The following is an 18,609-nucleotide window of genomic DNA, read 5'->3' as shown; positions in this document are numbered from 1 at the left end:
CCTCTTGCGCTTTTTCCGCCTAACCTAAACCCTAAGATCGAAGGCATGTTATGGGGGGGATGGACCAAAGGGGACGCCATGCACGCCAGTGCCACGGTTTCAGCCGATTTTCAAATGTGGGTGACGTTTGGTGTCATCGTTGCTGCCTTCGCCCTGTATGCCTGGGAAACGGTGGCTATTGAAGTCACGTCTTTGGGCGTGCTGTGCGTGTTAATGATCTTTTTTTATATTTTTCCCGTTGCGGGTTCAGGTCCTGCGGGCGAAGTTAAAAACGTCTTGTCCGCCGAAGTATTGCTGTCGGGATTTTCCAATCCAGCGTTGATTACGGTGTTGGCCTTGCTGGTGATCGGCCAAGGCATGGTGCGCACGGGGGTCCTGGATGTGGCCGCGCACTTTGTTTTGAAGTGCTGTGGCGGGGCCAGTTGGTTATCTATTTTGGCGGTGTTGCTGACCGCGACCTTGGTCAGCGGTTTTCTCAACAATATTCCCGTGGTGGTGATTTTCATTCCCATCATGCAAGCGCTGGCGGACAGGTTTGACATGCCCCCCAGCAAGCTGATGATGCCGCTGAGCTTCGCCGCAATCTTGGGCGGCATGACGACCCTGATTGGATCGGGCTCCAACTTGTTGGTGAATTCTGCTCTGATCAGTATTGATCAAAAACCGTTCAACTTTTTTGACTTTACGGTGCCGGGCTTGGTTTTGGCGGCGGTGGGCTTGGTCTATTTGTTGGGCGTTGCCCCATTACTGTTGCCCCGCCGTGAAGGGATGGCCGAAAGTTTGGTCAGCGGCAAAACGGGGGGCAAGCAATACATCGCTCAAGTCACCGTTGGTGCGCAATCTCATTTGGTGGATAAAAAAGCCGTTGGCGGCATTTTCCCGGCATTGGGCAACATGACTTTGCGTATGGTTCAGCGCGAAGAAGAAGCCATTTTACCGCCCTTCGAAGACTATCAAGCGCGCCCCGGTGATGTGTTGGTGGTGGCCGCCACACGCCAAGAAATTCAGAATGTTTTGGCGCGGGAGGGGGCAGGGCTCTATCCCGACTTGGAAGGTGCCGCAGCTGGCGCTGTGCGTCTAACGGCCGGACATCGGGCGGAAAATGAAGCCGAGGTTGCCGACGACGCACAACTGGATGACGATGGCATGCCGTGGCATGGCGGGGAACGGGTGCTGGCCGAAACCATGATCCCGCCTGCATCGCGCTTCATTGGTCAAACCCTGCCGCAAGTGGGTTTTCGCTTTAAGACTCATTGCATTGTGCTGGGGGTGCAACGCCGCTCACGTATGATCCGTTCGCAGTTAACGGAAATCCGTTTGCAGGCCGGCGACGTGTTGTTGGTTCAAGGCCGTCCCGACGATGTGCAGGCGTTGCGCACCAATCAAGACGTCTTGCTGATCGAATGGTCGGCCGCCGAATTGCCAGCCCATCATCACGCCAAACGCGCTGCAACGGTGCTGATCGCGGTGGTCATTGCGGCGGCGACGGGACTGGTGCCGATTGTTATGGCGGGGCTAACCGGGGCGGCGGCGATGGTGGGGCTGGGGGTGTTGAATATTCGCCAAGCCTTTCGCGCCGTCGACACCAAAATCCTCACCATGATTCCCGCGGCTTTGGCCATGGGGGCAGCTCTGCATATTACGGGCGGGGCGCATTATGCCGCCAACTCGGTGATGGGAATGTTTGAAGGTGCCGGTCCGTGGGCGGTGTTGTCGGTCTTTTTCATCACCTTGGTGATGCTCACCAACGTCATCAGTTCCCAGGCCCTCGCGGTGTTGTTTACCCCCATTGCCGTGGACTTGGCGATCTCCATCAACGCGCCGATCGAAGCGTTTGCGGTGGCTGTAGTGTTTGCCGCCAACTGTTCGTTCGCGTCGCCCATCGGCTACCAAACCAACTTGATGGTGATGGGGCCGGGTCATTACCGTTTTGGAGATTTCGCGCGCGCCGGAATTCCGCTGATCTTGCTCATCTGGTTGGTGTTTAGTTTGTTTATGCCTTGGTATTATGGGCTATAAAGAGTCCATACTCGCTTTGTATCGTGTCAGGGAAAGCAGACCACATGTCTTTCGAAGAGCAGATGAAGAAGGCTGTAATATTACAGCACCAAGGGGACAAGCCTGCGGCCTTGGCAGCATTTGAGGCTTTGCTCAAGCACCATAAAAAAACCCGGAATTGCTGGTGAGAACGGCTATTGCGGCCCTGAATCTGGGGCGATTTGATTTTGCTCAGAAACTGGCCTTAAGGCTTCTGAGTGTGCACCGTGAGTCCAGCGATGCCTATAATGCCTATAATATTTTGGGCGTCGTGAATATGGTAAACGGGCAATATGCAAAAGCGCTCGCGCATTTTACCAAGGCCCTTAAGCTGAAACCGGGTGATGCGCAAACACACCTGAATATGGCTGAGGCGCTCAATGCGCTCAACAAAGCAAGTCTTGCCTATGAGCATTTGGAACATGCCTTGCGTCTAGAGCCGCATGCGCCCCAAGTCCACTATGCAATGGGAACCACATGCCGGGCGATAGGAGATGCGGACCGGGCCGAAGAGATGTTTCGCGCCACGTTAAGTTTGGACCCGTTCCACCCCTTTGCGTGGAAATCGCTTGCTGAAATGGGGCGGTCCACCATGGGGCAAGACACGGAGCGCATGATGGAGGCTGTCTCACATTTTCAAAACGCGCCCCATCAGCGTGCTCAAGTTTTATTTGCTTTGTTTGCAACGTTTGAACGCGCAAAAGAAGATGATCAGGCCTTTGCCTTTCTTGAGCAAGCCAATCAACTGGTTGCATCCGTGCAAAACTACGATGTTTCTGATGATGAGCAGTGGATGCAGTCCATTGCGGAGGCTTTTCCCAAAGACCGTTTGGACGGTCTTGTCAGTCCAAACCAAGTTACGCCTCGGCCAATTTTCATTGTCGGGATGCCGCGTTCCGGCACAACGTTGGTTGAACAAGTCATCGCGGGACACAGTGACGTGCAGGCTTGCGGGGAATTGCCTTTTTTGTCTGCGGCAGTTGAATTCATCGGCGCGCGCCCAGGACTCAATTACCCGGACACGGTGGCGCGGTGGAAAGGCAAAGACATCAAAAAAATTGCGGCGGACTATTTGGACGAAGTGAAGTCTTTTGACATCACGCAGCCCAACTTTACAGATAAGATGCCGGGAAATTTTCCTTATCTCGGCGTTGTCGCTTTGGCGTTTCCAAATGCACGGATCATTCACTGCCAACGGGACCCTATCGATACGTGCCTGGCCAATTATCGCCAAATGTTTACGGAGCAACACAGGTATACATTCGATCAAGGCGATTTGGTTCGTTACTTTAAAGCCTATTCGAACCTGATGGCGCATTGGCGCAGCGTCATGGGAGCACAAATTCTAGATGTGTCTTATGAAGCTTTGGTCGAAAACCCGGAAGACCAAGCGCGTCGGATCATCGCGTTTTGCGATCTCCCCTGGGAAGATGAATGTCTGAACGTCGGACAATCTGATCGCAGCATACGCACGGCCAGTGCATCACAAGTCCGCGAAGGCATTCACAAAAACTTCGTGGCCCGCTGGAAGCGTTATGAAAAACATATCCAGGTGTTGATTGAGGGGCTGTCGAGGTGATTTTTAGCCTTTGATCCACGCGGCAACCATGTCATGGGTGGGCATGCCGCCAGCATGAACGACGTGTTCATCGAGCACCACGCCCGGTGTGGACATCACGCCATAGCCCATGATGTCGGCGATGTCGGTGACTTTTTCCACCGTCACGTCAACGTTCAGTTCTGCGGCTGTTTTTTCGATAAGGGCGACTGTGTTGATGCAGTTTTTGCACCCAGATCCGAGGACCTTGAAATTTTTCATAACGGTGTTCCTTTTTGAATGAGTTAAGTCAGGAGCGCGTTGAATAAATATCCAACAGCGACAAATGAGAAAAAGAGAATGGCCGTGAATGTGGCGATGAGGGGCACTTTGAGGACCTTCCGCAAAATGATCATTTCCGGCAAGGAGATGGCGGCGACGCTCATCATCAAGGCGAGAACCGTGCCCAGGGGAACCCCTTTTGCCATCAAAGCTTCAACAATGGGGATGACGCCGGTTGCATTGGAATAGAGCGGCACGCCCATGATCACCGCCATGGGAACGGCAAACAGATTGTCGGCTGAGGCGTACTCCACGAAGAAGGATTGTGGAACATAACCATGCAGAACGGCCCCCACGCCGATGCCGATGAGCACATAGACCCAGATGCGTCCGACGATTTCTTTCACTTGTGCTTGCGCGTAGGCGAGGCGGTCTTTCAAAGTTGTGTTGACCTTTTGCAGCACCGTTTCGCCCATGCGGATTTTCCACACATAGTCTTCGACCCAGCGTTCCAACTTTAAGACTTCAATCAATAACCCGCCCACAATGCCGACGACCAATCCTGCTGCGACATACAAAAGTGCAACTTTCCACCCCACCGCCGCGGCCAGGATCACCACAGCCACTTCGTTGATCATGGGTGACGCGATGAGAAAAGCCATGGTCACGCCAAGGGGAATGCCCGCTTCTAAAAAACCAATGAACAGCGGAACTGATGAACACGAACAAAACGGAGTCACCGCACCCAATCCGACGGCTAGGGGATAAGAGATGAAGCGCGACCGTCCGCCGACGATCTTGCGCACCCGTTCCGGTGACAGCATGGCGCGAAAAAACCCGATGGCATAAATGATCACAATCAAAAGCGTGAAAATCTTTGTGACGTCTTCAATAAAAAAATGAACGCTTTCGCCCAAGCGCGAACCGGCCGTCAGGCTCAGCACATCAAACGTCACAAAATCAGCAAGCTGGGTAAAAATTTGAAACATTAAGACCCCCTAAATGGTCTCGCGTCAGGCTGCGCAGCACCGCTGGGGACGCCCCTTCATTTTTTTGAGACGCGCGATATCCGTCGCGAAAGGGATGCAATCCCTTAATCCTTCCGAAGCCGTCTGCACAATGTCTTGAGCCCACCGGGGCAGATCGGCATCAATTTCGTAAAACACCCATTGGCCTTGGCGACGATCAACAACGATCCCTTGGTTTCTGAGCGAGGCCAGGTGGCGGGAAATCTTGGGCTGGGACAAATCGGTCGCATGGCACAGTTCGCACACGCACAGATTTCCTTCCCGCGCCAGCAGCGTCAAACAGCGCAACCGCGTTTCGTCAGCAAGGGCTTTGAAGATGTCGTTATGGGTCATCGTAATCACGGAGTAGGGGAGGAGTATCTGAATGTACATCAATACCCATATACGGTCAACCATATATATGTTTGTGCATATGTTTTTGGTTGGGGGAATTGAAATAAGGGAGGCTGAACAGAGCCACCATTGCCGTTTCTCGCACTGACCTTGAGGGTCATGGGCGAGAAACGTTGAAAGGGGCACTTTACTTCGAGCGCGCCGAGCCGCGTTTTGCGCCAGCGAAGTTATTGGCGTTCACATTGCCGTGAGGGCTTTTTTGCGCCAGGGTTTCGGCGCTGAAACGTCCTGTCTGTTGCGATTGGTCTTCGGGGGCTGCGGCAGCGGCAGCGCGCTTTTTGGCGAGTTTAAGCGCGTTTGATTTGGCGCGTTGACTGGCTCTTGCTTTGGTCATTTTACGTTTGCCTTTCTTGTGTGGCTTGGTTGTTTCACGGTCAATTTAGCACAGAATTGAGCGGACAGGCGTAAATCATCTTGTGTCCGACACCCGGACTCGGCTATACCGTCTGCGGGCCACGACCTCCCAACGGGTCGCGACCCTTCTGCCGTAAGGCGAAGGGCTTACATTTGAAGACCAAATCAGCTGCGGACACTTTTCTGCCCTGATCGCGTTTTTGGAAATCCCTTCGCTATTGAGCCATAGAAGGGATTTTTTCATGACCAATGCCAAACCTCAAATTCGCCCCGCCAACCCCAATTTTTCGTCTGGCCCGTGCGCCAAGCGTCCCGGTTGGACCGTGGACGCGCTGTCAGACGCCTTAACCGGGCGCTCGCACCGATCCGCTCCGGGCAAAAAGAAGCTTGCCGAAACCATCGATCGGTCCCGCGCCATCTTGGGTGTGCCCGATGATTACCGAATTGCCATCGTACCTGCTTCTGACACCGGTGCGGTTGAAATGGCCATGTGGTCCTTGCTGGGACCGCGCGGCGTTGAGCTGTTGGTGTGGGAAAGCTTTGGCGCAGGCTGGGCCGGCGACGTCACCAAGCAACTGAAGCTGGACGACGTGAAAGTCACCAAGGCTGACTATGGCCAAATCCCCGATTTGTCCCAAGTCGATTTTTCCCGCGATGTGATCTTCACCTGGAACGGCACCACGTCGGGCGTCAAAGTTCCCAATGGCGACTGGATTCCCGACGACCGCGCTGGTTTGGTGATTGCCGATTCAACCTCGGCCGCATTCGCCATGGAGCTGCCGTGGAACAAGTTGGACGTCATTACATATTCTTGGCAGAAGGTGATGGGCGGTGAAGCTGCGCACGGCATGCTGATTTTGAGCCCCCGCGCTGTCGAGCGATTGGAAACCTATACTCCCCCTTGGCCCATGCCGAAAATCTTCATCATGGCCAAAGGCGGGAAGTTGAGCGAAGGCCTGTTTAAGGGCGAGACCATCAACACCCCGTCCATGATTGCGGTCGAAGACGCCTTGGATGGCCTGAAATGGGCCGAAAGCCTTGGCGGGTTGAAGGCGCTTGTTCAGCGCTCCAACGCCAACTTGGCGGCATTGGAAGCCTGGGTCGAAAAATCCGACTGGGTGGCGTTTTTGGCCGAAGACAAAGCGACCCGCTCCAACACCTCGGTGTGTCTTAAGGTTAAAGACCCGGCCTTTACCGCCCTTGATGCTGACGTGCAGGGCGCTGAGTTGAAAAAGCTGGTGAAGTTGCTGGACGGCGAGGGTGTCGCTTATGACATTGGCGCTTATAAAGACGCCCCTGTGGGGCTGCGCATCTGGGCCGGTGCGACGGTGGAAACGTCCGACATGGAAGCATTGCTGCCGTGGCTGGATTGGGCGTTCGCTGAAATCAAAGCTGGTCTTTAAGCCATTCCTGTTTTCTATCGATAAAAAGGACGAACCCCATGGTTAAAGTTCTCATTTCCGACAAGATGAGCCCGCGCGCCGAACAAATTTTCAAAGAACGCGGCGTTGACGTTGACTACAAACCGGGCATGACGCCGGATGAGTTGAAAGCCTGCATTGGCCAGTACGATGGCTTGGCCATTCGTTCCGCCACCAAGGCCACGGCCGAAATCATCGCTGCCGCCGACAACCTGAAAGTGGTTGGCCGGGCCGGCATCGGCACCGACAACATCGACAAGGCCGCCGCGACCGCCAAGGGCATCGTGGTGATGAACACGCCCTACGGCAACGCCATCACCACCGCCGAACACGCCATCACCCTGATGATGGCGGTGGCGCGCCAAATCCCGGCGGCCAACGCCTCGACCCACGCGGGCAAGTGGGAGAAATCCCGCTTCATGGGCGTGGAAGTCATGGGCAAGACGCTGGGCCTGATCGGTGCGGGCAACATCGGTTCCGGTGTGGCGGAACGCGCCATCGGCCTGAAGATGAAGGTGGTCGCGTATGATCCGTACCTGTCGCCGGAACGCGCTCAAGACATTGGTGCAGAAAAAGTCGAATTGGACGAGCTGTTCGCCCGTGCCGATTTTATTTCCCTGCACACCCCCATGACCGACAGCACGCGCGGCATCATCAACAAGGATGCGTTCGCCAAAATGAAGGACGGCGTGCGGGTCATCAACTGTGCCCGTGGCGGCTTGGTGGTCGAAGCCGACCTTCTGGACGCCCTGAACAGCGGCAAATGTGCCGGTGCGGCGTTGGACGTGTTTGAAGTTGAACCGGCCAAAGAAAACGCCCTGTTCGGTCGCGAAGACGTGATCTGCACACCGCATTTGGGTGCCAGCACCACCGAAGCCCAGGTCAACGTCGCGGTGCAAATCGCGGAACAGATCTCGGACTACCTGCTTGACGGTGCCGTCACCAACGCGCTGAACATGCCCAGCGTGTCGGCCGAAGACGCACCCAAGTTGGCGCCTTACATGAAGTTGGCCGAACAGTTGGGCAGCTTTGCCGGTCAAGTGACCCAATCGGGCATTTCATCGGTGGTTATCGAATACGAAGGTCATGCGGCTGAGCTAAACACCAAGCCCATCACAGCGGTCATTTTGCAAGGTTTGCTGAGCCCGATGTTGGAAGGCGTGAACATGGTTTCGGCCCCGCTCATCGCCAAAGAGCGCGACATCGACGTTACGGAAGTCAAGCATGACCGCCCGACCGAATACCAGACCTTGGTTTCGTTGACGGTTACCAGCGAAGCGCAAACCCGCACGGTTAAAGGCACGCTGTTTGCCGGTAAAGATCCGCGCATCGTCGATATCAAAGGCATCTCCATGGACGCCAAGTTGGGCAAGCACATGCTGTTCCTCACCAACCAAGACAAACCCGGCTTTATTGGCGGCCTGGGCACCGTTTTGGGCAATGCGGGCATCAACGTTGCGACCTTTAACTTGGGCCGTGCCGAAGAAGGCGGCGAAGCGTTGGCGTTGATCGAAATCGATCAAGCCGTTGACGACAACGTGCTTGATGAACTGCGTGCCTTGCCGCAAGTCATGCGCGCCCAGGCGCTGCGCTTCTAACAAAACGCAAACACCTCTCTGCAAAAAAAAAGGGCCTCCTTCGGGGGGCCTTTTTCATGTCCCGCGCATTCCCGGAAAGGTAATGAAAATGGGACTTTGCTCATCACCGCATTTCTCGTACTATAATTGGACTATACACTGTTATTGTGTTTGACTGAAATTTGCGCCAATTGTCGCTGTAATATTGAAGGTGTGCCTTTTGTGAACTCCCGCCACAATGATCGATATAAGGTTTTATTTGAACATTCCGCCGATGCGATGCTGGTCATCGATGACGGTAAGTTCGTTGATTTTAACCAAGCAACGTTGGATATGCTGGGTTATACGAGCCGCTCTGAATTGTTTTCAACGCACCCTTCGCAGTTGTCTCCTTCACACCAACCCGATGGCCAACCCTCGTTCGACAAAGCCAATGAAATGATCGCGCTGGCGCTGGAGGTGGGTAGCCACCGCTTTCGCTGGGTGCATACCCGCGCCAATGGCAAAGATTTTCCGGTTGAAGTGCTGCTCACCGCCGTACCCTTCGAGGGTCGCACTTTGGTGCATGTGGTGTGGCGAGACATCACCAAGCGTACACAGATTGAACAAGAACTGCTGTCTCATCGCGATCATTTGCAACAGTTGGTGGACGAGCAAACCCAAGAATTGCGTGAAGCGCGTGATAAGGCGGAGGCGCTGTCGCAGACCAAGTCTCAATTTTTCAGCAACATGAGTCATGAGTTGCGCACGCCCCTGAATGCGATCATCGGGTTTTCCCACTCCATCCGTGAACAGGTGTTCGGCCCCATCGGTCACCCCAAATACAAGGAATATATTGATGACATTGCCGCATCCGGAGAGCATTTATTGTCGCTGATCAACGACATATTGGACGTTTCAGCGATTGAAGCCGAGAAGCTGGAACTCTATGAAGAAATCTTGAACGTTGAAGATGTTGTTCAGGCCGTTCAGCGCATGGCCAATCCTTTGGCTGAAAAACGTCAAGTCTGTTTGGAAACGTTTGTCGGATGTGATACCCCGCGCCTTGTGGCGGATGAGCGTCGCCTGAAACAGATTTTGCTCAACTTGTTGTCCAATGCCATCAAATTCACGGCCCCTCAAGGCCTGGTGGCCCTCACCGTGAGTTGCCGTTCAGGGGAAGGCCACGTGTTTAAAGTTAAAGACACGGGTCAAGGCATGACGGAAGATGAAATCGCAAAGTCGATGACCAAATTCGGCCAAGTCGATCGTGCCACCAACAAGGACCTGGAAGGCACCGGTTTGGGACTTCCATTAACCCAGGGCCTGGTTCTTTTGCACGGCGGTCATTTTCAAATTGAGAGCGAAAAAGGGCTGGGGACGACCGTGACGGTCTCTTTCCCTGAGCAGCGTTCCCGTGTCGTAAAGGCAAGTTAGACTTGGTTGTCTATGTATGTTTGAGACAGGTGCTCAACAACTTCTAGAAAAATTCAAAAAAATACTCTTGCGCCTATAGCCAAGTTGGGTGCTTAATATTGGGGGAATTCAATGGTCATACAAATGACTATTTGCGGGAGTTTGTAAGTCGCTTGTAAAGTACACAGACGAGTTATGGAATTAGAAAAATAATTTGAAAAACGGCTTGGGCTGGCAATCATGTGTATGAGCCGCTTGAGCGATGTTTTCCTTCCGCTTCTGTCTTGTTTTCAGCTTGCCGCGACAAGCTGCAACCGGGTTGATGATAGCCTGGTAAATCATGGGAGGTGCACATGGAAAAAGCTTTGGTACTTGACGCCGGTAAGTGTACCGGGTGCGAACAGTGCGAAGTTGCCTGTTCGATGGTCAACGAAGGGGTATCCAACCCCGCGAAATCCCGCATAAAAGTTTTCAATTTTCACGATGAGGGACGCTTCGTGCCCTACACCTGCACCCAGTGCGACGACGCTTGGTGTATGCAGGCGTGCCCGGTTGACGCCATTTCGGTGGCACCGCTCACGGGGGCCAAGGTCATCTCGAACGCCTTGTGTGTGGGGTGTAAAGTTTGCACCATCGCGTGTCCGTTCGGCACGGTGAATTACAATCCGTCTTCCGGCAAGGTCATCAAGTGTGATCTGTGCGGTGGCGACCCAGCGTGTGCCAAGGCGTGCCCGACCGGGGCCATCACCTACACCGACGCGGCTGCGACGGGGTATGCAAAAATGAAGGCATGGGCACAGGCGACCGACGCCGGTGCTCAAGCCAGCGCTTAAGGGAGGATACGGATATGTCATGGGCAAAACGAATTCTCCGCGTGAACCTAACCAAGGGCACGTGTCAGGAAGAACCGCTCAACATGGATTGGGCGCAAAAATATCTCGGTCAGCGGGGTTTGGCGACCAAGTACCTGTGCGAGGAAATTGACCCGCGCGTTGATCCACTGTCGCCCGACAACAAACTGATCATCGCCACTGGGCCGTTGACAGGCACGGCGGCGTCCACGGGTGGTCGCTGGTCCGTGATCACCAAGGGTGCGTTGACAGGCGCGATTGCGTGTTCCAACTCTGGCGGATTTTTTGGCGCAGAGCTGAAATTCGCGGGCTGGGACATGATCATCTTTGAAGGCAAGTCGCCCAAACCCGTATACCTGTTGGTCCAAGACGACGTGGCCCAGTTGGTGGATGCGTCAGGCTATTGGGGACGCACCGTTTGGGAAACGGAAAAAGGTCTCAAGGCTGAACACCAAGACCCGCAATTGCGGGTCGCGTCCATCGGTCAGGCGGGCGAAGTCGGCGTTAAGTTTGCCGGGATCGTCAACGATCTGCATCGTGCTGCCGGGCGTTCCGGCGTGGGTACGGTGATGGGCTCGAAAAACTTAAAAGCGGTGGCTGTGCGCGGTACCAAAGGCGTCCAAGTGCGCGATCCGATTGCGTTCATGAAAGCGACTTCGGAAGCCAAAGCCGTGTTGGCGGAAAATGCCGTGACGGGCGAAGGCTTACCCGCCATGGGGACCCAGGTGTTGATGAATGTGATCAACGAATGTGGGGCATTGCCGACGCGCAATCACAAAGACGTTCAGTTTGCCGGCGCTTCGGACATTTCCGCCGAAGCCATGCACGAAACGCGTCGCTCTGACGGTAAGGCCAACCTGACCCGCAACGGAGCCTGCTTTGGCTGCACAATCGGCTGCGGTCGTATTTCGACCATCGATCCCACCCACTATACGGTCAAAGATCGCAAGCAGTACCAAATGGCGTCTGGTGGTTTGGAATACGAAGCCGCTTGGGCGTTGGGCGCGGCCAACGGGGTCAATGATTTGGACGCTCTGACGTTTGCCAATTTCATTTGTAACGAACAAGGCTTCGACCCCATCTCGTTTGGCGCTACCGTTGGCGCGGCGATGGAATTGTATGAAATGGGCGTGATCACCACCAAAGATACGGGTGGTCTGGAACTCACCTGGGGCAATGCCGAAACGCTCACCACCTTGGCCGAATTGACGGGCCGGGGCGAAGGCTTTGGCGCTGAAATCGGTTTGGGCTCGAAACTGCTCACCGAAAAATATGGACACCCCGACTTGTCCATGTCGGTCAAAGGTCAAGAGTTTCCGGCCTACGATGCGCGCGGCATTCAGGGCATGGGTTTGACCTATGCAACGTCCAACCGCGGGGCCTGTCACTTGCGCGGCTATACGGTTGCGTCCGAAGTTCTGGGCATTCCGGAAAAGACCGATCCATTGTCATCTGACGGCAAGGCCGGTTTGGTCATCGCCTTCCAAGACGCCACCGGTGCGGTGGACAGTGCCGGGATCTGCGTGTTCACCACGTTTGCCTGGTCGATGGACAACATTGCACCGCAAATCGCCGCGGCGTGCGAAGGTGACTGGAGCGTTGAAAAGCTGTTGGAGGTCGGCGAACGGATCTGGAATTTGGAGCGCAAATTCAACATGGATGCGGGCTTTACCGGAAAAGACGACACCCTGCCCAAGCGTTTGTTGAAGGATGCGGCCAAAACCGGCCCCGCCGAAGGCAAAGTCAACGAATTGGGCAAAATGCTGCCGGAATATTACGCCCTGCGCGGCTGGACTCCGGACGGCGTGCCCACCAATGATACCTTGGGCCGCTTGGTTCTCTAAGGCTTGAGCATCGCGCGCTAAAAACCGAAGCCCCGCCCGTTTTTTTCCCGATTGGGAGAGGGCGGGCGGGGTTTCGCACTTTGGGAGGTCCTTATGAAATACGTGATACTTGGTGCAGGACCGGCGGGCGTCGTGGCCGCTGAGACTCTGCGCAAAGCTGATCCTTCGGGACAAGTCATTTTGGTGGGCGGTGAAGATGCGCCGCCCTATTCGCGCATGGCGATACCCTATCTGCTGACGGGCAAAATCACCGAAGACGGAACGTATTTGCGCAAAGCGGATGAGTATTACGACCGCCTTGGCATTCTCTACAAGCGAGGCCGCGCAGCCCAAGTCGATCCGCAAAAGAGCACGGTTGTTCTTGAAGACGGTCAAAGTCTCGATTACGACAAGTTGCTGGTGGCGACCGGGGCGACCCCGGTCACGCCGCCCGTGCCCGGTTTAGACTTAAAGGGTGTCCACCATTGTTGGACCTTGGAAGACGCCCGGGCCATTGCGGCGCTTGCCCAAGCGGGTTCCAATGTAGTGCTGATGGGGGCCGGCTTTATCGGCTGTATCATTTTGGAAAGTCTGGTTGAACGCGGCGTCAATTTGACCGTCGTTGAAGCCGAAGACCGGATGATTTCGCGCATGATGGATGAAACCGGCGGCGATATGCTGAAGCGCTGGGTCGAAGCGCAGGGCGTCTATTTACTGACGTCGACCAAAGTGACCAGTGTTTCCGAAATTGGCGGGTCCCTGTCGGTCAGCACCGACAAAGCGGGGCATCTTCCGGCTGACTTGGTGGTGGTGTCGGTGGGCGTTAAACCCAACACCGATTTCTTGAAAGGTTCCGGCGTCGCCATTGATGTGGGCATCGAAGTCGATGATCGCTTGCAAACATCGGTACCCAACATTTACGCCGCCGGTGACGTGGCCCAAGGCCCGGACTTTGGCGGTGGGTTTCATGTTCATGCGGTGCAGCCGACGTCTGTCGAACACGGACGCATTGCGGCGTTGAATATGGCGGGTGCGGATGCCAAATACCGGGGCAGCTTGATCATGAACGTGCTTGACACAATGGGTTTGGTGTCGGCGTCGTTCGGCCATTGGATGGGCGAAGACGACGTTGCGGTGATGCTCGATCAGGACGACCATCGTTACACCAAGTTGGCATTTCATGGCGATCATTTGGTGGGAGCGTTGATGTTGGGACGCACGGATCAAATCGGTGTGCTGCGCGGTCTCATCCAAACGCGGGTGCGATTGGGGGCGTGGAAAGATAAATTGAAAAAAGATCCCAGCCTCATCGCCCAAGCCTATGTGGCCTGCACCCAGGGTTGAGTTGGACAGTCGCCTGTGAAAATCACCATCAAATTGTTTGCGCTGTTGGATAAGTATCTGCCCGACGGCGCACACAAAAACCAAGTGGACATCACCGTTGCCGATGACGCGACGGTGATGGATGTCATCCGCTCCATCAATTTGCCGCAAGAACATTGTCATCTGGTGCTGGTCGACGGCGTCTACGTTGCGCCGTCTGAGCGTGAAACGCGGGTTTTGAACGAAGGCGAAGCCTTGGCGATTTGGCCACCTGTCGCGGGTGGTTAAATGAAAATCAGCAAAGAAATGGCGCTGACACAAAAGATGTTTCTCGACACTTTGGCTCGAGCACTGGACAGCGATGCTTACACTTGGGACGGCAAACAAGCGGTGCTGAGCACCGGGGCCCGCACCTTCACCATCACCTTCGAGCCGCAAGCCAACTTTGCCTTGGGCGGATTTTCCATCCCCCGCGCCAAGGTGAGTTTAGAGCTGGATGGCTATTCTTCAGAAGATGCCGAAGCTGCCATAGCGCGGTTTGAAAGATATTTTCATCGCGGTGGTGGCTGAACCCGCTGAGTTGTGTTTATAATTCTCAGATGGTGAAAAAATCTTCCAAACTCAAATCAGCGTCAAAAGGTCCGCGCGTGCGTATCTCTATTGGAGCGGCAACGGCGTTGGGGCCGGGCAAAGTCGGCCTGTTGCAAGCCATTCACCATCACGGTTCCATATCGGGGGCGGCGCGCGAAATGGGCATGAGCTACCGCCGTGCATGGATGTTGGTGGACACCATGAACAGCTGCTTTACATCCGATTTGATTGTGACCAGCACCGGTGGCAAAGGCGGTGGTGGTGCTGTCGTCACGCCTTTGGGCCAGGATGTGATTGCGCGCTATCAAGATATGGAAACAAAGGCTGCCAAAAGCGTTGAGGTCGAAGCACGCGCGTTTGCCAAGCTGCTCAAAGACCCCAGCAAAGAAGGCTAAGTTTTTTCCACCTTCACCGCACAGTATTTCAGCTCGGCAATTTTCCCAAACGGATCAAGCGATGGGTTGGTGAGCAAGTTCGCCGCCGCCTCATGAAAGGCAAACGCTAAAAACACCACGCCTTGGGGGACATCTGAATCCGCACGGGTGGCGGCGGTGAGCGTGCCGCGTCGACTGGTGAGCGTCACGCCATCCCCCGCGACAAGTCCAAGCTGGGCCAAATCCTTTGGGTGTAGAGCTATGACGGGGCCGGGTTCCAGGGCGTCGAGCACTGAGGCGCGACGGGTCATCGCTCCGGTGTGCCAATGTTCCAACATGCGCCCGGTGGTTAAAATAAAGGGATAAGCTTCATCGGGTTCTTCATCGGGGGCCAGCGTCTGGGCGGGGACCAATCGGGCTTTGCCTGAGGCCATGGGAAAACCTTCACCAAACAAAATCTCTTCGCCCGCGTGCTCCTCAGATGTGCAGGGGTACGTGACAGATCCTTCGCGTTCCAGGCGCTGGTGTGAAATGCCCGCATGGGACGGCATCACCCGGCGCATTTCTTCAAACACATGGGCGGTGTTTTTATAGTGCCAGTCCAGCCCCAGCCGTTTGGCGATGTCTTGGATGATGATCAAGTCTTCACGGGCATCGCCGGGAGGGGGGAGCACTTGGCGGCCCAATTGCACTTGGCGGTTTGAATTGGTGAAGCTGCCCGTCTTTTCATAAAAACTGGTGGCGGGCAAAATGACGTCGGCCAGCATAGCCGTTTCGGTCATGAAGATGTCTTGCACAACCAGATGGTCGAGGCTCGCCAGGGCGCGTCGGGCTTTGTTCAAATCCGGGTCCGACATGGCCGGGTTTTCGCCCATGATGTACATGGCGCGCACATCGCCCGCCAGCGCCGCGTGCATGATTTCCACCACCGTCAAACCAGGCACGGGATTGAGCGCCATTTGCCACACCGTTTCAAATCGGCCACGACCAAAGTCGTCGTCCACGCGGGTGTAGTCGGGCAGCACCATGGGGATTAACCCCGCGTCAGAAGCCCCCTGCACATTATTTTGTCCGCGCAGAGGATGCAACCCGGTGCCGGGGCGTCCGACGTTGCCCGTGATCAGTGCCAAGGCGATCAGACAGCGCGCGTTGTCGGTGCCATGGGTGTGCTGCGAAACCCCCATGCCCCAAAAAATGATGGCCCGTTTTGCTTGGGCGAAGGTGCGGGCTATGGCGCGGATGGTGCCCGCATCCACACCGCATTTTTCAGCCATACGCTCGGGGGTAAAGGTCTTGATGTGTTGGGAAAATTCTTCAAAGCCGTTGACGCGTTGTTCTATGTAGGCGTGATCGACCAAGTCTTCGGTAATGATGACATGAAGCATGGCATTGAGCAGGGCGACATCTGCGCCCGGCTTGAACTGCACACCATAGTCGGCGTGACGGCTCAATGCTTGACCGCGCGGATCAAGAACGATGAGCTTCGCGCCATCACGTTTGGCGGCCTTGATATAGGTTGACGCCACCGGGTGGTTTTGCGAAGGGCGCGCCCCAATGACCAAGATGACGTCGGCTTTTTCAGCGTCCGTAAACGGTGCGGTGACGGCCCCCGAGCCGATGCCCTCCATCAAGGCGGCAACCGATGAGGCGTGACACAGTCGTGTGCAATGATCGACGTTATTGGTTTTAAATGCGGTGCGCATCAGCTTTTGAAACAGATATGCTTCTTCGTTCGATCCCTTGGCCGAGCCAAATCCGGCGATGGCGTCGGCGCCAAATTCTTCGCAGGTGGATTCCAAAGACGCCGCCGCGTGGCCAAGCGCCTCTTCCCAGGTGGCTTCGCGAAATTGCCCGAAGGCATCGCCGCCGTTCAGGATGGCCGGATCTTTGGCAACGCCTTCGATGCGGATCAGGGGCTTGGTCAGGCGGTCCGGGTGGTGGGTGTAATCAAATCCAAACCGCCCCTTAACGCACAAGCGGCTTAAGTTGGCGGGGCCGTCCCGTCCGTCCGTATAGATGATTTTGTCGTCTTTGACGTGATAGGTGACTTGGCAACCGACCCCGCAATAGGGACACAGTGAATCCACCGTCTCGGTTTTGAGGACCGGGTGGGGCATGGCTTTGGGCAACAGTGCCCCGGTGGGGCACGCCTGCACACATTCCCCACAAGCGACGCAACTGCTGAATGCTAAGGCATCGCCTTGATCGAACACGATGTGCGCCAAATGTCCGCGCCCGGCAATGCCGATGACGGCGTTGGACTGAATCTCTTGGCAGGCGCGTACACAGTTGGTGCACAAAATGCACTTGGACATATCAACGTCGATGGCGGGATGCGAAGTGTCGGGTGTTGAGCCATCAGCTGCGGGTGTGAAGCGGCTGGACGATACATCCATCTGTTCGCCCAGTGTCAGAAACCGATCGGCGGGTTGATAGGTGGAGGGCGTAAAGGCGGGGCGATCAGCCAACAGCAATTCCATAACCATACGACGAGACGCTTCGGCACGTGGGGACGTGGTTGAAACATCCATGCCGTCCGTCGGCTGGCGCTTGCAGCTGGCGGCCAAGGTGCGTTCGCCTTTGATCTCGACCATGCACAAACGGCAACTGCCGTCCGTCCTGTAATGAGGGTTGATGCCGGAACAAATGCCTGGAATATCAAAGCCTAATCGCTTGGCGCACGCTCGGATGCTTTCGTCGGGTTGTGCGGTGATCTGTTGACCGTTGAAGGAGAAGGTAATGGGCTTGCTCATGATCCATCCTTTTCAAAATGGGTGAGCAACGTGAGCACCGGATTGGGGGCCGCCTGACCCAGGCCGCAAATCGAAGCATCGCGCATGACGCCCGCCAATTCATGGATGAGGTCGCTGTGCTTATGGGGGGTGTCGAGCAAGCCCAGCATTTTTTGCGTCCCAACCCGGCACGGTGTGCACTTGCCACAACTTTCTTCCGTAAAGAACTGCATCAATGTGCGCGCCACATCCCAAACGTCGTCTAAATCGGACAACACGGTCAACGCCCCAGAACCGACAAACCCGCCGAAGTCTTCAAACACACCAAAGTCCAGGACCTTGTCTTGGAAGCTGGCCGGGAAAATGCCGCCCGATGCGCCGCCAGGTAAGAAGGCGGTGAATCGCTGCCCATCCAACACGCCGCCCGCCTTGTGGATCAACTCAGCGACGCTGCAGGTGCAGGGCGCTCTGTAGACGCCGGGATTTTTCACCCGCCCCGATACGGAATAAAAACGCGGTCGCCCTTCGGACACGTAGGCATCAGAACCTCGCTCAGCGATATCGGCGATCCAATACATGGTTTCGACATTGTGCGTGACGGTGGGACGGCCCTTGTAACCGTGTTGGGCGGGATAGGGCGGGCGGTTGCGGGGCTGGCCGCGTTTGCCTTCCAAGCTGTTCAACAGGGCCGTTTCTTCACCGCAAATATACGCCCCGGCACCGCGGCGTAGATGCAACGTGACGCCCGGTATGCGCAAGCTTGCAAAAGTTTCAAGCAGTTGGCTGCGGATGTGGGGGTATTCGTCGCGGAGATAAAAGAACACGTCTTGTACGTCCAGTGCCCGGGCGGCAATGCCCATGCCGGTGAGCACTTTTTCGGGTTCCGTTTCC

Annotated in this window: 17 protein-coding genes; 11 read left to right on the top strand and 6 right to left on the bottom strand. The window is 55.6% G+C overall.

Features of this window, described 5'->3' with window-relative positions; translation table 11 throughout:
- The first annotated feature begins 78 nt into the window (after positions 1-78).
- Both BEN30_RS09170 and BEN30_RS09165 read left to right on the top strand, forming a co-directional pair.
- A complete protein-coding gene (locus BEN30_RS09170; protein WP_084005315.1) occupies positions 79-2,019 on the top strand; it encodes an SLC13 family permease in 1,941 nt (646 codons plus the stop codon).
- 163 nt (positions 2,020-2,182) lie between these two features.
- Positions 2,183-3,616 (top strand): tetratricopeptide repeat-containing sulfotransferase family protein, encoded by a 1,434-nt coding sequence (locus tag BEN30_RS09165; RefSeq protein ID WP_170827007.1) that lies wholly within the window; start codon positions 2,183-2,185, stop codon positions 3,614-3,616.
- Between the two features lie 3 nt (positions 3,617-3,619).
- Here BEN30_RS09165 and BEN30_RS09160 read toward each other — a convergent pair whose 3' ends face one another.
- From BEN30_RS09160 to BEN30_RS09145, 4 genes are all read right to left on the bottom strand, one after another.
- Positions 3,620-3,856: a thioredoxin family protein gene (locus tag BEN30_RS09160; RefSeq protein ID WP_069958046.1), complete on the bottom strand. Its 237-nt coding sequence runs from the start codon at positions 3,854-3,856 to the stop codon at positions 3,620-3,622.
- A gap of 23 nt (positions 3,857-3,879) precedes the next feature.
- Positions 3,880-4,845 carry a permease gene (locus tag BEN30_RS09155; protein ID WP_170827006.1) on the bottom strand — a complete coding sequence of 322 codons (966 nt, stop codon included), beginning with the start codon at positions 4,843-4,845 and terminating at the stop codon, positions 3,880-3,882.
- A gap of 24 nt (positions 4,846-4,869) precedes the next feature.
- Positions 4,870-5,217 carry a metalloregulator ArsR/SmtB family transcription factor gene (locus tag BEN30_RS09150; protein ID WP_069958045.1) on the bottom strand — a complete coding sequence of 116 codons (348 nt, stop codon included), beginning with the start codon at positions 5,215-5,217 and terminating at the stop codon, positions 4,870-4,872.
- Between the two features lie 187 nt (positions 5,218-5,404).
- Entirely contained in the window at positions 5,405-5,611 is a 207-nt protein-coding gene (locus BEN30_RS09145) for a hypothetical protein (RefSeq protein WP_069958044.1), read from the bottom strand.
- Positions 5,612-5,873: 262 nt separating this feature from the next.
- Here BEN30_RS09145 and BEN30_RS09140 point away from each other — a divergent pair, with 262 nt between their 5' ends.
- From BEN30_RS09140 to BEN30_RS09100, 9 genes are all read left to right on the top strand, one after another.
- Entirely contained in the window at positions 5,874-7,034 is a 1,161-nt protein-coding gene (locus BEN30_RS09140; RefSeq protein WP_069958043.1) for a phosphoserine transaminase, read from the top strand.
- 38 nt (positions 7,035-7,072) lie between these two features.
- A complete protein-coding gene (serA, locus tag BEN30_RS09135; protein WP_069958042.1) occupies positions 7,073-8,650 on the top strand; it encodes a phosphoglycerate dehydrogenase in 1,578 nt (525 codons plus the stop codon).
- A gap of 201 nt (positions 8,651-8,851) precedes the next feature.
- On the top strand, positions 8,852-10,045 hold the full coding sequence (locus BEN30_RS09130; RefSeq protein ID WP_139134941.1) for a sensor histidine kinase: 1,194 nt from the start codon (positions 8,852-8,854) through the stop codon (positions 10,043-10,045).
- A gap of 332 nt (positions 10,046-10,377) precedes the next feature.
- Positions 10,378-10,857 carry a 4Fe-4S dicluster domain-containing protein gene (locus tag BEN30_RS09125; RefSeq protein WP_069958040.1) on the top strand — a complete coding sequence of 160 codons (480 nt, stop codon included), beginning with the start codon at positions 10,378-10,380 and terminating at the stop codon, positions 10,855-10,857.
- Between the two features lie 14 nt (positions 10,858-10,871).
- A complete protein-coding gene (locus tag BEN30_RS09120) occupies positions 10,872-12,719 on the top strand; it encodes an aldehyde ferredoxin oxidoreductase family protein (RefSeq protein WP_069958039.1) in 1,848 nt (615 codons plus the stop codon).
- A gap of 93 nt (positions 12,720-12,812) precedes the next feature.
- On the top strand, positions 12,813-14,042 hold the full coding sequence (locus BEN30_RS09115) for an NAD(P)/FAD-dependent oxidoreductase (protein WP_069958038.1): 1,230 nt from the start codon (positions 12,813-12,815) through the stop codon (positions 14,040-14,042).
- 15 nt (positions 14,043-14,057) lie between these two features.
- Complete coding sequence (locus tag BEN30_RS09110) at positions 14,058-14,309, top strand: MoaD/ThiS family protein (protein WP_069958037.1); 252 nt, start codon at positions 14,058-14,060, stop codon at positions 14,307-14,309.
- Positions 14,310-14,591, top strand: a complete 282-nt coding sequence (locus BEN30_RS09105; protein WP_069958036.1) for a hypothetical protein — start codon at positions 14,310-14,312, stop codon at positions 14,589-14,591.
- Between the two features lie 77 nt (positions 14,592-14,668).
- Positions 14,669-15,007, top strand: coding sequence for a winged helix-turn-helix domain-containing protein (locus tag BEN30_RS09100; RefSeq protein WP_245649027.1), 339 nt, complete (start codon positions 14,669-14,671; stop codon positions 15,005-15,007).
- On the opposite strand, the gene fdhF is transcribed toward BEN30_RS09100, so the two are convergent.
- On the bottom strand, positions 15,004-17,739 hold the full coding sequence (fdhF, locus tag BEN30_RS09095) for a formate dehydrogenase subunit alpha (RefSeq protein ID WP_069958034.1): 2,736 nt from the start codon (positions 17,737-17,739) through the stop codon (positions 15,004-15,006). The two genes, BEN30_RS09100 and fdhF, sit on opposite strands and share 4 nt — an antisense overlap.
- On the bottom strand, positions 17,736-18,609 hold an 874-nt coding region (locus BEN30_RS09090; protein WP_170827005.1), incomplete at its 5' end, for an NADH-ubiquinone oxidoreductase-F iron-sulfur binding region domain-containing protein. The genes fdhF and BEN30_RS09090, both read right to left, overlap by 4 nt.

Origin of the sequence: Magnetovibrio blakemorei (assembly GCF_001746755.1) — a bacterium.
GTDB lineage: Bacteria > Pseudomonadota > Alphaproteobacteria > Rhodospirillales > Magnetovibrionaceae > Magnetovibrio > Magnetovibrio blakemorei.
This window is presented reverse-complemented; position numbering and strand designations above follow the sequence as displayed.